This window comes from Agromyces sp. MMS24-K17, from assembly GCF_043950245.1.
Lineage (GTDB): Bacteria > Actinomycetota > Actinomycetes > Actinomycetales > Microbacteriaceae > Agromyces.
In genome coordinates this window covers 441,363-456,515 of the sequence record NZ_CP171640.1, presented here as the reverse complement: position 1 = coordinate 456,515, position 15,153 = coordinate 441,363, and the positions used below count along the sequence as shown (strand labels likewise).

Below are 15,153 nucleotides of genomic sequence, written 5' to 3'. Positions count from 1 at the left end.
ACCCCGCGGCCACCGCCGCATCTCCCACCGCACCAACACCTGAACACAGCACCGAAAGGACTGGACAATGAAGTCACCACGGAAGATCGCGATCGCGGGTCTCGCCGCGTTCGCGATGGTCGGCGCCCTCGCCGCCTGCAGCTCGGGCGGCGATGAGAGCGGCAAGCTCGAGCTCCGCGTCGCCACCTTCCCGCCCGGGGCCGACCAGGCCGCGTACGACGCCTTCGCCGAGCAGGAGAAGCAGTTCGAGGCCTCGCACCCCGACATCGACGTCGTCGGCCTCGAGTACGAGTGGACGGCGCCGACGTTCGCCGCGCAGCTCGCCGGCGGCAGCCTGCCCGACGTCTTCACCGTGCCGTTCACCGACTCGAAGACGCTCCTCGAGAACGGCCAGCTCATGGACGTCACCCAGGAGATCGACGACCTCGGCTACTCCGACAAGTTCAACCCGATCATCCTGAACGAGGTCACGGGCAGCGACGGCAAGCTCTACGGCTTCCCGCGCCAGGCGTACGCCAACGGCCTGCACTACAACCGCGCGCTCTTCGAGGAGGCCGGCCTCGACCCCGACCAGCCGCCGACCACGTGGGACGAGGTCCGCGCGGCCGCGAAGACCATCGCCGAGAAGACCGGCAAGGCCGGCTACGCGACCATGGCCAGCGGCAACACCGGCGGTTGGCAGCTCTCGGTGCAGGCCGACTCGCGCGGCGCATCGCTCCAGACCGACAACGGCGACGGCACCTACACGTCGACCATCGACAACGACGCCACGAAGTCGACCCTCGAGTTCCTGCACGACCTCCGCTGGGAGGACAACTCGATGGGTGCGACCTTCGACCTCGACTGGGGCAGCATCAACCAGGAGTTCGCGGCCGGCAACATCGGCATGTACACGTCGGGCTCCGATGTCTACACCGCCCTCGTGCGCGACTTCGGCATGGCGCCCGACAACTACGGCCTCACCGTGATCCCCGTCGAGGACGGCGGCGGCGTGCTCGGCGGCGGCGACATCGCCGTCATGCCCCCCACGCTCGACGATGACACCAAGGCCGCCGCGGTCAAGTGGATCGACTGGTACTACATGCAGAAGCTCCTGAACGAGGATGCCGCCGTCGCCGACGCGAAGGCGCTCGCCGACTCCGACCAGGCCGTCGGAACCCCCGTGCTGCCGGTGCTCGACAAGGAGACCTGGGACCAGCAGCAGGAGTGGATCGCGCCGTACGTGAACGTGCCGCAGGACCAGATGACCGGCTTCTTCGACGGCATCTTCGAGCAGACGCCCGTGGGTGAGTTCAAGGGCCAGACCCAGCCGATCTACGCGCTGATGGACAACCTGGTGCAGGCCGTGCTCACCGACCAGAACGCCGACATCGACGCGCTCCTCGCGCAGGTCGACGTCGACGCGCAGGCCCTGCTCGACGAGTGATCCGCCCGGTGGTCGAGTAGCGACGCAGGAGCGTATCGAGACCCCTCCCCGGTCTCGATACGGCCCTGGCGGGCCTACTCGACCACCGCGATCCCCCAGACCCTGAGGAGCACCGATGACCCTGACCCGAGAGGCGGATGTCTCGGCCGACGCGGCCGCGGAGCATCCGCCGGCCCCGCCGCATCCGACGCGCCGCCGGCGCCGCACCCCCGCGACCTGGATCCGCGGCGGCGGCCTGTGGAACCTCGCGTTCCTCGCCCCCATGCTGATCGTCTTCGGCGTGTTCAGCTGGGGCCCGATCGCGCAGGCCGTGGTCATGAGCTTCCAGAAGACGAACCTCATCACCACGCCCGTGTGGGTCGGCCTCGACAACTTCGCGCGCGTGCTGAGCGACCCCAACCTCGGCACGGCCGTGCTCAACACCGCGTACTTCGCCGCCCTCGCGCTGCTCTTCGGCTTCCCCCTGCCGATCATCATGGCGGTGCTCATGAGCGAGGTGCGCCGCGGCAAGGGCCTCTACAGCGCCCTCGCCTACCTGCCCGTGGTCGTGCCGCCCGTCGTCGCCGTGCTGCTGTGGAAGGTGTTCTACAACGCCAGCCCCGACGGCGTCTTCAACACGATCCTCGGCTTCTTCGGCATCCCGCCGCAGCCGTGGCTGCAGTCGTCGGCGACCGCGATGCCGTCGCTCGTGATCGAGGCGACCTGGGCCGCGGCCGGCGGGTCGATCATCATCTACCTCGCCGCGCTCATCGCGGTGCCGCCGGAGCTCTACGACGCCGCCGAGGTCGACGGCGCCGGCATCTGGCGCAAGATCTGGCACGTCACGCTCCCGCAGCTGCGGGGCATCCTCTTCATCATGCTGATCCTCCAGGTGATCGGCACCGCGCAGGTGTTCCTCGAGCCGTACCTGTTCACGGGCGGCGGGCCGAACAACGCGACCCTCACCGTGCTGCTGCTCATCTACCGCTACGCGTTCCAGAACAGCCTCGGCGGCGACTACGGCGAGGCGACCGCGCTGAGCCTGATGCTCGCGATCTTCCTCGGCATCCTGAGCTGGGTGTACTTCAAGCTGACCGACCGTTGGAGCACGAATTGACCACCCCCGGAACCGCGACGAGCCCGGCCGCCGCGTCGACCTCGGTGCCGCTGCGCGCGCGCCTGGCGCAGCTCACCCGCCGCCGCGAGCGCGATGCCGCCGACACGGGCGCCGACCGCAGCATCCTGAGCGACCACGATCGCAAGCGCGGCGGCGTGCGCGTCTCGATGACGGCCGTGCACGTGTTCCTGTTCGTCGGGCTCGTGGTCGCCGGCCTCGGGCCGCTGCTGTGGCTCGCGAAGGCCGCCGTCACCCCGACGCAGGACACGCTCAGCCAGCCGTTCGCGCTGTGGCCGAACGGCATCGACTGGGCGAACCTCTCGCAGGCGTGGAACGACATCCACATCGACCAGTACTTCTGGAACACGCTCGTCGTGGCCGCGGGCTCGTGGTTCTTCCAGGTGTTCGTGGCGACGACGGCCGGCTACGCGCTCAGCGTGCTGCGGCCGAGGTACGCCCCGATCCTGAACGGGCTCGTGCTCGCGACGCTGTTCATCCCGGCGGTCGTGCTGCTCGTGCCGCTGTACCTGACGATCCTGCATCCGCCGCTGATCGACGTGTCGCTGCTGAACACGTACTGGGCGGTGTGGCTGCCGGCCGCGGCGAACGCGTTCAACATCCTGCTCGTGAAGCGGTTCTTCGACTCGCTGCCGCGCGAGGTGTTCGAGGCGGCCCGCACCGACGGCGCCGGGCCGTTCCGGGTGTTCTGGTCGGTGGTGCTGCCGATGTCGAAGCCGATCCTCGGCGTCGTGTCGGTGTTCGCGGTGATCGCGGCCTGGAAGGACTTCCTCTGGCCGCTGCTGGTGCTGCCCGACCCCGCGGTGCAGCCGTTGTCGGTGCGCCTGCCGGCGGTGCAGTCGCAGACCGAGCTCGACGTGTTCCTCGCCGCGCTGGCGATCTCGACGATCATCCCGGTGGTGCTGTTCCTCATCTTCCAGCGCCTGTTCCTGCGCGGCGCCGGGCTGGGCGGCGCGGTCAAGGGCTGAGCGGATGCCCCGGCCGGCGCCCTGCCCTTCGGCGCCGGTCCGGGGCCTCCGGCGCCGAATTGGTGATCCGGGGAGGCGTAGGTTAGACTTTCGTGGTTGCCTGATCGCGGAGAAGCGGCAGGCGATACCAATGCGCCCGTAGCTCAATGGATAGAGCATCTGACTACGGATCAGAAGGTTGGGGGTTCGAGTCCCTCCGGGCGCACGGGAGAAGGCGGTTCGCGAAAGCGAGCCGCCTTCGTCGTTTCCGGGTGCCGCCCGGAAACGCGGCCGCAACCTCGTTGCGAGATGCTCGCCGCATGGAACGAACCGACGAGCTGCACCGCCTCCTCGACGTCATCGAGCACGACATCGTGCCGCTCACCCGCCGCGGCGTGGCCGCCGGCAACAAGCTGTTCGGCGCCGCGATCCTGCGGAAGGCCGACCTCTCGGTCGTCGTCGCGGAGACGAACGCCGAGCGGGAGAACCCGCTCTGGCACGGCGAGGTCCACGCGATCAAGCGGTTCTTCGAGTTGCCCGCCGACGAGCGCCCGGCGCCGGGCGACTGCCTGCTGCTGGCCACCCACGAGCCGTGCTCCCTGTGCCTCAGCGGCATCACCTGGGCCGGGTTCGACGCGTTCGCGTACCTGTTCAGCCACCGCGACTCCGCCGACCGGTTCGCGATCCCCTTCGACATCCAGATCCTCACCGCCGTCTACGCGGTACCCGACCCCGACCGGGACGCCCCGGCACCGGGCCGCGACCTCTACAACCGCGAGAACGCGTTCTTCACGAGCCGCGACCTGGCCGCGGAGATCGCGGCGACCGGCGATGCGGCGCTGGCCGACCGGGTCGCCCGGCTGCAGGACACCTATCGCGAGCTGTCCGACGCCTACCAGGCGTCGAAGGACGATGCGCCGATGCGCTTCGCCTGAGCGCCCGCCCTACGCCTCCTCGGCCGCCGGCTGCGGGTCGCGCCGGCCCGCCCAGCGGTCGAGCGCGCGCTTCGCCGGGTGCGGCAGGTTGAACACGCCGCCGACCGGGCCGAGCCAGCGGTACAGCACCAGCGGCACGACCACGCCGAACGCCGTCAGCAGTGCGATCACGAGCGCCGCCGGCACCGAGCCCTCGGGAATCAGCGGCACCACCGCGGCGAGGAGCATCGCGTGCACCACGTAGATCGCGATCGTGCGCCGGCCGACGAACACGAACGGGCGGGCGAACGCCCGCCACCGGCTGACGATGCTCGCGACGACCACGCACGCGGCCACGCACACCGTCGAGAGGGCGATGCGGGCGACGCCCTGCAGCGCGTCGGGGAACAGGGTGAACAGGGCCATGCCGCCGGGGATCGCGAACAGCGCCAGGGGCGCCCATGCGAGCTTCGAGCGCTCGGCGATCCCCTGCCACAGCTTCGAGCCGTGCACGCCGAGCACGAAGAAGAAGCCGTACATCGCGATCGACTTCCACGTCCAGTTGCCGCCGGTCGGCACGAGGTCGCTCGCGGCGAGCACCGACACGACGGCGAACGCCGCCAGCGTCACCCACACCGGCAGGCGCACCGTCGCCTTCGCGAGCACGAGGTAGGCGATCAGCGCGAACAGGAACCAGAGCCCGTTCGTCGGCCAGACCGGTGCGACGAGCAGCGCCACCCACGGCGAGAGGTCGGCGAGCGGCCACGGCACGAAGCTGAACCAGATCGCGCGCACCAGCATCCACAGCAGGTACATGTAGATGAGCAGCGCCAGCCGCGACGCGAACAGCTGCGGCCAGCTGCGGCGCACCGCCCGAACGGCGAACGTCCCCGAGATGAGGAAGAAGAGGGGCATCCGCACCGCCGTCAGGTAGACGTTGGCCGTGTCGAACAGGCCGAGCCGCCAGCCGTAGGCGTCGAGCAGCTGCACCGCGTGCGCGTAGACGACGAGGATCATCGCGCCGCCGCGGGCGAGGTCCGCCCAGGCGAGGCGGGGCGAGGGGATGGCCGTCTCCGGCATGGCGGCTCCTTCCGACGGGGCTGGTGCTGGGGCTGCGGCCGGCGTCAGTACGCGCCGTCGCTGCCGACGACCGCCTTCGCGGTGCGCCACAGGATCATCAGGTCGCCCGTCATGGTCCAGTTCTCGACGTAGAAGAGGTCGAGTCGCACGCTCTCGTCCCAGTCGAGGTTCGAACGGCCGCTGACCTGCCAGAGGCCGGTGATGCCCGGCTTCACCAGGAAGCGCCGGTGCACGTGCTGCGCGTACTGCTCGACCTCGCGCTTCAGCGACGGGCGCGGCCCGACCAGCGACATCGAGCCGAACAGCACGTTGAACAGCTGGGGCAGCTCGTCGAGGCTGAAGCGGCGCAGCACGCGGCCGATCGGCGTGACCCGCGGGTCGTCGCGCATCTTGAACAGCACCTGGTTGCCCTCGGAGCGGTCGACGTCCTCGAGTGCCGCGAGGCGCTGCTCCGCGTCCTCGTACATCGAGCGGAACTTGTACATCTGGAACGGCTCGCCGCGAAGGCCCACCCGCGTCTGCTTGAAGATGACGCTGCCGGGCGTGCTGAGCCGCACGACGATCGCGATGCCGGCGAGCACCGGGGCGAGGAACAGGATCGCGAGTCCCGACAGCGCGATGTCGAAGAAGCGCTTCGCGTACAGCTTGCTGCCCTCGTAGCGCGGGGTCTCGACGTGCACGAGCGGCATGCCGGCGACGGGACGGGTGTGCAGGCGCGGTCCGCCGATGTCGGTGAGGCTCGGCGCGAGCACGAGGTGCTGGCGGCCGGGCTCGAGCTGCCAGCTGAGCGCCCGCACGCGGTCGGGCGGCAGCTCGTCGGCGCTCGTCACCACGACGGTGTCGGCATCGACCGACTCGAGCGCGTCGATGAGTCGATCGACCGAGCCGGAGACCGGGATGTCGGTGCCGGGGATCACGTCGGCCACGCGAGCCGTCGGGGTGCACGCGCCCACCACGAGGAAGCCGGCCTGCGGCGACCTGGCGAAGTCGTGCGCGATGCGGGCGATGGATGCCTCGGAGCCGACGAGCAGCACCCGGTGCGACATCTCGCCGCGGCGCCGTTTCGCCGTGAGCCACTTCCGCCAGACCCACCGGCTCAGCAGCAGCGCGGCCAGGCCGATCGGGAGCACCGCCAGCAGGAACGCCTGCAGTCCGCCGATGTCGAAGACGTAGGCGCCGAGCCCGGCGACGCCGATCACGATGAACGCGACGTGGATGATGCGGCGGTACTCGGTCACACCCGACCCGACGATGCGCTTGCTCCGGCTGCCGCTGACCCCCAGCGCCGCCATCCACAGCACGATCAGGGCGATGGCCGCGGCGACCGCGCCCGGCACGCCGATCACCTCGGGTACTCCGGCGCCCACCCTCGCGCCGGTCGCCTGCGCGACGAACAGGGCGGTGAACACGCTGACGGTCACGACGAGGAGGTCGGTGGAGACGAGCAGTTGCGTGTAGGCCTCAGCCCAGCCCGCATGCCGCGTCTTCCTCGAGCTCCCCGCCACCATGGTCGTAGTGGCTTGAGTCAAGTTCTCCCCCTCGAACGCTTCGAGGCTACTGAGTCCTGGCATGCGGATGGAACCTCCGTTTCCTCGAATTAACATGCCCGTCACCTCGAGACGTCCCGTGACGACGGGGGGATCGGGCGGGCGGGCTAGACTCCCGCAGACGAACGGACCGCGATCAGGTGGGAGTGCGCGTGACGAAGGTCGATCGACGTTGGCTGGCGGCAGCGGTGCTTCCGCTCGCGCTGCTCGCGGGGTGCGCCTCGGGCGGCGCCGCGGGCGAGGAGCCCGCGCCCGAGGCATCCGCGGCCCCGTCGCCGTCGGCCGCGTCCACCGAGACGCGGGTGCGGGACGTCGCCTACTGGGAGGGCGACGGCGGGCCCCTGGCGATCGACGCCTGCCTGCCCGATGCCGACCAGCGCGCCGCGGCCGGCACGGCCGACGACGAGGCGCTGCCCGCGGTGCTGCTGCTGCACGGCGGGGGCTTCGTGAGCGGGGATCGCACGGCGCTCGCGGGCCTCTGCGACCAGCTCGCGGCGGCGGGGTACGCCGCCTTCTCGGCCGACTACCGCTTCGCGCCGGCGTCCGTGTTCCCGGCCCAGGTGGAGGACGTGGAGGCCGCGGTGGCGTGGCTCCGCGACGACGCGCAGGTCGAGCGGTTCGGCATCGACCCGGCCCGCATCGGCGTGGTGGGCAGCTCGGCGGGGGCGATCCTCGCGCAGTCGATCGGCACGTTCGGCGAGGGCGACACGACGACCGGCACGCGGGTGGCGGCGGTGGTGTCGCTGTCGGGCGCGTCGCTGTTCACCGAGGCCGCGCTCACGCTCGGCACCCCGACCCGCGAGGTCGCCGCGATGATGCTCAACTACCTCGGCTGCGAGGAGACCACCGCCGCGGCGTGCCCGCAGGCGGCGGAGGCCTCGCCGCTCGAGCACGTCGACCCGACCGACCCGCCCTTCCTGCTGGTGAACTCGACCGACGAGATCGTGCCGGTCGAGCAGGCCGAGGCCATGCGCGACGCCCTCGCGGCGGCGGGAGTCCGGGCCGAGCTGCTCGAGGTTCCGGGGGAGCTGCACGGCGTCGACGTGCTCCGCGAGGACGGCTCGGAGCAGCTCCTCGCGTTCCTGGCGTCGACGCTCCGGGCGGGGTGAGCGGCGCGCGCGAGGCGTCTTCGCCGGCGACGTGCGGAACGTTCGGAAGCGGCCTGTTCCGAAACATGTTCGAAACAGCCCGATAACCCAACCGTAATCCCGTGTTTTCATGACCGGCGATCGCGGAGGAGCGTGCGCCGGTAGCGTGGGGGACAGGCACGACGGCGTGACCCAGATGCAGTACGAGGGGAAGGCGAAGTGCATGGAGTTGCGTGAGACCCTGCGGGTCGTCCGCCGGAATTGGCTCGTTGCGGCGGTCATCGTGATCGCGGGGGCGGTCGGCGGCTGGTTCCTCGCCTCCTCAACGCCGCCGGTCTACGAGTCCTCGACCACGCTCGGCTTCGAGGTCTCGACCGCGACCGGCACCGTGCAGGAGGAGGTGCAGGGCAACAACCTGCTCATCCAGCAGCTGCCGACGTATGCGCGGCTCGCGACCACCGGCAAGGTGCTCGACCCCGTGATCGAGACCCTCGACCTCGACACCGACGCGGCGACGCTCGCCGACGACCTCGACATCTCGGCGTCCGACGGCACCGCGTTCCTCACCGTGACCGCGTCCGGGGCGACGGCCGCGGAGGCTGCGGAGCTCGCCGCAGCCGTGGGCGACCAGCTCGTCGCCGAGGTCGCCACCGGACTCGTCACGGGCCCGGAGGGGCAGACCATCGGCGTCTCGGCCTCGGTCGTCGACCCGGCCGTCGAGCCGGAGGTGCCGACCTCGCCGGTCACGCTGCTCTACGTCGCCGTCGGCCTCGCGCTCGGCCTCGTGGTCGCCTTCATCGTGGTGGTGCTGCGCGAGGTGCTCAACCGGCGCATCCGGAACGTCCGCGACGCCCGCAAGCCGGGGCTGCCGCCCCTCCTGGGCGTCGTGCCGAAGCAGCGCGCGCTGGCCAAGGGCGTGCTCGCCGGGCTCAGCGAATCGCCCGCCGTCTCCGACGCGTTCCAGCGCGTCCGCGTCGCGGTGACGGCCGGCCTCGCCCCGTCGGTGCCGGCCGCCCCGATCGTGGTCGTCGTCGTGGGCGTCGGCCCCCGTGCCGGCGCGACCACCGTCGCCACCGGACTCGCGGCGGCGGCCGCCGACGCCGGGCGCCGGGTCGCGCTCGTCGACGCCGATGCCGAGCGCGGCGCGCTCGCCGCCGAGGACCTCCCCGGCACGCTCGCCTCCGGCGAGGTCGCCGGCAGCGGCCGCGGCGCCGCGGCGGTCGAGGGCGCCACCGAGCTCGCGCCCGGACTCGTCCTGGTCCGCACCGCGCCGTCCGACGGCGCGCCCGAGTCGCCCGCCGCGGCCCGCCTCGCGGCGGCGCTCGACACCATCGCCGTGGACTCCGAGCTCGTGGTCATCGACGGCGGCGCCGCGAGCGCGTCCGCCGATGCGCTGCTGCTCGCCCCGCTCGCCAGCGCCTACGTCGTCGTCGCCCGGGCGGGTCGCACCGACGCGTCCGACCTCGTCGAGGTCGCCGCATCCATCACGGGAGCGGGGGCGAGGGTCGCCGGCTCGGTGCTGAACGCGGTGCCGACGCGCGGCCCGGACTCGGGCGTCTGAGGCGGAGCCCTCGTGGCCATCCTGACGAGGCCGGCGCCACGGGGCGCCGGGGCCCGGAGGCCGGCGTCGCGCGCCCGCGCGCCGCGGCCGCCCGCGCTCGGCACGCTCGGCTGGACCCTGCTCGGGGTCGCGCTGGTCTCCCTGCTCCTGCCGCTCGCCGTCATCGAGCCGACGCTGCCCGTGCTGGCCGCCGGCGGCCTGGTGCTGCTCGGGCTGGCGTTCTACCGGCCCCGCGTGTTCGCCCTGATCGCGCTGCTCACGATCGTGCTGTCGGTGCCGCTGCAGAGCCTGCTCGGCCCGGTCGGCCGCAACGCCGACGAGATCGTGATCATGCTGTGCGTCGTCGCGTTCACCGTGCGGCGCTTCGTGACCGAGCGCCGGCTCGTCTGGTTCCCGGGCTGGCCGTTCTTCCTGCTCTTCGTGCTCGCCGGTCTCGTCAGCGCCTACGTGCGCGACGTGCCGTCGTCGGTGGCGATCGAGGGCATGCTGCTCGCGGTCAAGGGCCTGCTGTTCGCGTTCGCCCTCGCCCAGGTCGAGTGGCGCGAGGGCGACCTGCGGACCCTCGTGAGGTGGGGCATCGGGGCGATCATCGTGCTCGTGCTCTGCGCGATCGGCAACATCGCCGCGCCCGTGCCGTGGGCGACGACCTTCTCGGGCCGCCCGCCCGTCGACTACTACGGCGGCATCCCGTCGCTCAGCGGGCCGTTCCAGCACCCTGCGGCGTTCGGGCGGTTCTGCGCCGTGCTCGCGATCGCCGTGTTCGTGTACCGCTTCACGGTGCGCAGCTCCTTCGGCAACACGGTGCTGCTCGTGCTCACGGGGGCGATGGCGCTGCTGACCTTCCGCGTGAAGTCGCTCGTCGGGCTGATCGTCTCGCTCGGCCTGCTCGGCCTGCGGTTCGCGAAGCCGGTGCTGATCTTCGCGGCGATCTGCCTCGGCCCGGTGATCGCGCTGTTCGTGGTGCCGCCCATCCTGGAGTTCGTGGGCGCCGACGTCGAGACGTACATCGTGTCGGACTCGGCCCGCTCGACCCTCACCTACGGCTCGCTCGACGTGGCCGCCGCGTACTTCCCGTTCGGGGCCGGCTTCGGGCGGTACGGCAGCTTCACCGCGTCGGTGAACTACAGCCCCGAGTACGTGATGCGCGGCTTCGAGCACGTCTACGGCCTCGGCCGCGAGGACAAGGGCCAGTTCCTGAACGACACGCAGTGGCCGGCGATCTGGGGCGAGACCGGATGGCTCGGCGCGGCCGCGTTCGCCATCGGCATCGTGCTCGTCTTCGTCGCGCTCATGCGGCCGACGTCGACGGACGAGGCACCGCTCGTGCGGTGGCTGCGGTTGAGCGGCATCGGATGGCTCGTGCTGATCCTGGTCGAGTCGATCGCGGCGCCCGTGTTCGGCTCCGCACCGGCGTACCCGTTCGCGTTCGCCGCGGCCGGCGTCGTCGCGGCGATCCGGCACGCCCACGCGCAGGCGGGCGCGACGACGACCGGCGGGGATGCCTCCGCGCCGCCCGGTCCCGATGAGGGGGCGGCGGCGGTGCCGACGGCGGCGGGGGCCGCCTGACCGAGGGAACGACGAGGGGGACACATGCACGACTCACGACGCGCCTTCCTGGCACTCACGGCTGCGGGCGGACTCGGCCTGGTGGCCGCCCAGCCGGCGTCGCCGGCTGCCGCCGCCCCGGTCGCGGCGACCGGTCCGAGGGTCGCCGCGCCCGCCGCGGACCTCGGCCTCGTCGGCGACGGGACGACCGACGACGGCCCCAGGATCCAGGCGGCCTACGACGCCGGCGTCGGGGCGATCGACTTCGAGGGCGGGAAGACCTACCTGGTGAACACCCCGGTGTTCCTCGACGACACCAGCCCGTACGCCATGTTCGTGCTCAACCTGAACGGTGCGACGCTCAAGCTCGGGGGCGGCCTGCCGACGACCGACGCGTTCTGGCGGGACAAGACGGTGCGGTGGGCGTTCTTCCCGAACACCAAGCGGGGCGGCTGGAACCGGAGCGCCAACAAGGTCGCCGTCGACACGTCGCACCGGGCCACCGGCGGCGGCGTCGGCGCCCTGCTCTCGCTCGGGGTGCACCACGGCACGATCGACGGCGACGGCGCCAACGTCGGCTTCGCGATCTCGAACCGCACCGGCGCCCGCTTCGACAGCGTGGTGCTGTACCGGGCGCGGGTGCTGCTCTCCTGGGCCGACTACTGCGACGTGAACGTGCTGATCCAGTGCCACAACCGTGCGGGCGGGCCCGACAAGTCGGTCCTGGTCGAGCAGATCGCGTCCGGCGACGGCCTGCTCATGCAGAGCTGCAAGGCGGACGCCGCGGTCGGGCTCGCCCGGCTGAAGTACTCGCGCGGGGCCGAGATCACGGGCACGGTGACGGGGCGGATCGAGCTGGACTCCTGCTCGGCCGTGCGGATCTCGAGCGCCCATCAGGAGTCGCCCATCGCGAACGCCACGATGCTCGCGATCCGGAACTCGACGGTCACGGTCGACAGCTCGGTGTTCTACCTGACCCGCAGCGAGGACGGGAACGTGCCGCCGGCGATCACGATCGACGACTCCAGCACGGATGCGCACTCGGAACTGGTGCTGCGTGACTGCCTCGAGATGCGCGCCCACGACAACGGCGACCTCGGGATGGGCGCGCTCGTCTCGCTCGTGAAGCCGGCCGAGGACACCACGGTGATCGCTCGCGGCATGTCGTCGGTGACGACGACGCCCGGCAGCGGCGGCGTATGGGTCGGCTCGGCCGGGCCGACGGTCACCGGCTCCGACGAGGTCGCCGCCGCGGTGGCGGCATCGACGGCGGTGCTCGCGACCGGCGACTGGATCCTCGGCCGGAGGAACGGCGCATGGGCGGTGGAGCCGAGCCGCGCGGCGGCGCCGCCCGACCCGGCGCGCCCGGTCATCCTCAGCACGACCGGCGGCAGCGGGGACATCGAGAACGGCACCCTCCCGCGGGCGAACCCCGTGACCTATGTCGTCGTCGCGCGCACGGCGGACGGGCGGTCCAGCCAGCGTTCGGCGATCTCGCCCTCGGTCGCCGCGCGCGACCGCACGGTGAAGATCGTGGTCCGCGTCGACGCGGCGCCGTGCGAACTCCGGATCTGGCGGTTCATCGGTGCGACGACCACCCCCGACGCGTTCGCGAGCATCGCCGTCGGCCGGCCGAAGGTCACCCTGTACGACACCGGGACGTACCTCGCGGGCGTCCGCTGGCAGGCGGGCGACGCCGGCGGATGACCCGACGCACGCGCCTCGTCGTCCATGGCCTGCTCGCCGTCACGCTCGTGGCGATGGCGCTCGTCGCGTTCTGGCCGGTCCCGGTCGACAGCGCCGGGCGCGATCACATCTGGGCCTTCCTGCATTGGGCGCGCCAGCGCGGCATGCCGGCGTTCGTCACCTACGCGGTGGTCGAGCAGGCGGCGAACCTGCTCTGGTTCATCCCGATCGGCGCGCTGCTCGCGCTGGAGTTGCCGCGGCGCCGCTGGGTGCTCGCCCCCCTGATCGCGGCGGGCATGTCGATGTTCATCGAACTCGTCCAGGCGGTGTTCCTCGTCGCGCGCGTATCGTCGGTGATGGACGTGCTGATGAACACCGTGGGGGCGGTGCTGGGGGCGGGCATCGTGGCCGCTGTCCGCGCGAGCGGAGGCCGCCGTCGCGGTTCCCCGACCGGAGCGGCCGCGCCTCGGTCGTCATCGGCCGCGCCACGGGGATGAGGACGAGCACGATCGATCGGGGGGTCGGACGATGACGGACCGCATTGGGCACACGGATGGCACGGAGCACGCGGACCGCGTCCCGGTTCCGGACCGCGCGAAGCGGGGCATCCGCTCGCGACGGACCTTCCTCAGGCTGGGAGCGGCCGGCGTCGCCGGCGCGGTCGCGACCGCCGTCGTGGCCGCGGAGCCGGCCGCCGCGGCGACCGCCCGCGACCTCGGGCTCGCGGGCAACGGCACCACCGACGACGGGCCGAAGATCCAGGCCGCCTACGACGCCGGCGTCGGGGCCATCGACTTCGAGGGCGGGAAGACGTACCTCGTGAACACGCCCGTCTTCCTCGACGCGACGAGCCCGAACGCGATGCTCGTGCTGAACCTGAACGGCGGCACCCTGAAGCTCGGCGGCGGCCTGCCGACGACCGCGGCGTTCTGGCGCGACCCCACGGTGCGCTGGGCGATCTTCCCGAACACGAAGCGCAGCGCGTGGGACCAGGCGGCGAACGTCGTGCGCGTGGAGCCGGCGACGCGGGGCACCGGCACCGGCGTCGGTGGCCTCATCTCGCTCACCGTGCGCAACGGCACCATCGACGGGGTCGCCCGCAACGCCGGGTTCGCCATGTCGAACCGCACCGGCTCGCGCTTCGACGGCGTGGTGCTCTACCGGGCCCGCGTGCTGCTGTCGTGGGCCGACTACTGCGACGTCAACGTGCTCGTGCAGTGCCACAACCGGGCCGGCGACGGCCTGCGCAGCTCGGTGCTGGTCGAGCAGATCGCCTCGGGCGACGGGCTGCTGGTGCAGAGCTGCAAGGCGGATGCCCCGATCGGGCTCCTGCGGTTGAAGTACTCGCGGGGCGCCGAGATCACGGGCACGGTGACCGGCCGGATCGAACTCGACTCCTGCTCGGCGGTGCGCGTCTCGACGGCCCACCAGGAGGCGCCGATCGCGAACGCCACGATGCTCGCGATCAAGAACTCCACGGTCGTCGTCGACAGCTCTGTGTTCTACCTCGCCCGCAGCGCCGACGGCGACGTGCCGCCCGCGATCACGATCGACGACTCCGCCTCGACGACGGTCGGGACCGAGCTCGTGCTGAGCGAGACGCAGGAGATGCGGGCGCACGAGCACGCCGACGTCGGGATGGGGGCGTTCGTGTCGGTGCTGAAGGCGAACGACAACACGAAGGTCGCCGCGCGCGGGGTCACGTCGGTGACGAGCGCGCCCGGCACGGGCGGCACCTGGAGCCCGACCATCGGTCCCGCGGTCCTCGGCGCGGGCGGGATCACGGCGGCCGTGGCGGCGAAGCCCGCCGTCCTGGCGAGCGGGGACTGGAGGGTCGTCCGCCGGTCCGGGGCATGGGCGCTCGAGCCGACCGTCGCCGTCGCCGTGGCCGCCACCCCGGCAGTGCCGAGCATCCTCGGCGTCACGAGCGGAACCGGGGACGTGACCGGCGGCGCGCTCACCGCGACGACGAAGGTCTCGTACGTCGTGGCGGTGCGGACGGCCGACGGTCGGACCACCGCCAAGTCGGCGAAGAGCGCGGGAGTGCTGCCGACCGACAAGGTCGCGAAGCTCGTGCTCAAGGTCGACGCGGCGCCGGCCGAACTGCTGGTCTGGCGGTACCTCGGCACGTCGTCGACGCCGGACGCGTACGCGGCCGTGCCGTGCGGTGCGCCGAAGCCGACCCTCTACGACACCGGGAAGCGGCTCGCCGGGGTCGCGTGGCAGGCCGGCACGGCGGGCTGAC

12 protein-coding genes and 1 tRNA gene are annotated in these 15,153 nt (G+C 72.0%); 11 read left to right on the top strand and 2 right to left on the bottom strand.

Annotated elements, in window-relative coordinates:
* Positions 1-67: 67 nt before the first annotated feature.
* From ACGGZK_RS01965 to ACGGZK_RS01945, 5 genes are all read left to right on the top strand, one after another.
* Positions 68-1,426: an ABC transporter substrate-binding protein gene (locus ACGGZK_RS01965; protein ID WP_395244589.1), complete on the top strand. Its 1,359-nt coding sequence runs from the start codon at positions 68-70 to the stop codon at positions 1,424-1,426.
* Positions 1,427-1,541: 115 nt separating this feature from the next.
* A complete protein-coding gene (locus tag ACGGZK_RS01960) occupies positions 1,542-2,522 on the top strand; it encodes a carbohydrate ABC transporter permease (RefSeq protein ID WP_395244588.1) in 981 nt (326 codons plus the stop codon).
* Positions 2,523-2,572: 50 nt separating this feature from the next.
* The gene (locus ACGGZK_RS01955; RefSeq protein ID WP_395246023.1) at positions 2,573-3,508 is read left to right on the top strand and encodes a carbohydrate ABC transporter permease; all 936 of its coding nucleotides are present in this window, start codon (positions 2,573-2,575) and stop codon (positions 3,506-3,508) included.
* A 132-nt stretch (positions 3,509-3,640) separates the two neighbouring features.
* A tRNA-Arg gene (locus ACGGZK_RS01950) sits at positions 3,641-3,713 on the top strand.
* Positions 3,714-3,807: 94 nt separating this feature from the next.
* Positions 3,808-4,422: a nucleoside deaminase gene (locus ACGGZK_RS01945; RefSeq protein WP_395244587.1), complete on the top strand. Its 615-nt coding sequence runs from the start codon at positions 3,808-3,810 to the stop codon at positions 4,420-4,422.
* 9 nt (positions 4,423-4,431) lie between these two features.
* Here ACGGZK_RS01945 and ACGGZK_RS01940 read toward each other — a convergent pair whose 3' ends face one another.
* Together ACGGZK_RS01940 and ACGGZK_RS01935 are read right to left on the bottom strand one after the other, a co-directional pair.
* Positions 4,432-5,481 carry an acyltransferase family protein gene (locus ACGGZK_RS01940; protein WP_395244586.1) on the bottom strand — a complete coding sequence of 350 codons (1,050 nt, stop codon included), beginning with the start codon at positions 5,479-5,481 and terminating at the stop codon, positions 4,432-4,434.
* A gap of 44 nt (positions 5,482-5,525) precedes the next feature.
* Positions 5,526-7,010 (bottom strand): sugar transferase, encoded by a 1,485-nt coding sequence (locus ACGGZK_RS01935; protein WP_395244585.1) that lies wholly within the window; start codon positions 7,008-7,010, stop codon positions 5,526-5,528.
* 170 nt (positions 7,011-7,180) lie between these two features.
* Here ACGGZK_RS01935 and ACGGZK_RS01930 point away from each other — a divergent pair, with 170 nt between their 5' ends.
* The 6 genes from ACGGZK_RS01930 to ACGGZK_RS01905 all read left to right on the top strand — a co-directional run bounded on the left by ACGGZK_RS01930 (position 7,181) and on the right by ACGGZK_RS01905 (position 15,152).
* The gene (locus ACGGZK_RS01930) at positions 7,181-8,137 is read left to right on the top strand and encodes an alpha/beta hydrolase (RefSeq protein WP_395244584.1); all 957 of its coding nucleotides are present in this window, start codon (positions 7,181-7,183) and stop codon (positions 8,135-8,137) included.
* Between the two features lie 175 nt (positions 8,138-8,312).
* Complete coding sequence (locus tag ACGGZK_RS01925; protein ID WP_395246022.1) at positions 8,313-9,677, top strand: YveK family protein; 1,365 nt, start codon at positions 8,313-8,315, stop codon at positions 9,675-9,677.
* Between the two features lie 12 nt (positions 9,678-9,689).
* Entirely contained in the window at positions 9,690-11,243 is a 1,554-nt protein-coding gene (locus ACGGZK_RS01920; protein ID WP_395244583.1) for a hypothetical protein, read from the top strand.
* A gap of 24 nt (positions 11,244-11,267) precedes the next feature.
* Complete coding sequence (locus ACGGZK_RS01915; protein WP_395244582.1) at positions 11,268-12,929, top strand: hypothetical protein; 1,662 nt, start codon at positions 11,268-11,270, stop codon at positions 12,927-12,929.
* Between the two features lie 53 nt (positions 12,930-12,982).
* Positions 12,983-13,405 carry a VanZ family protein gene (locus ACGGZK_RS01910; protein WP_395244581.1) on the top strand — a complete coding sequence of 141 codons (423 nt, stop codon included), beginning with the start codon at positions 12,983-12,985 and terminating at the stop codon, positions 13,403-13,405.
* A 31-nt stretch (positions 13,406-13,436) separates the two neighbouring features.
* Positions 13,437-15,152, top strand: coding sequence for a hypothetical protein (locus tag ACGGZK_RS01905; RefSeq protein ID WP_395244580.1), 1,716 nt, complete (start codon positions 13,437-13,439; stop codon positions 15,150-15,152).
* Position 15,153: the final 1 nt, after the last annotated feature.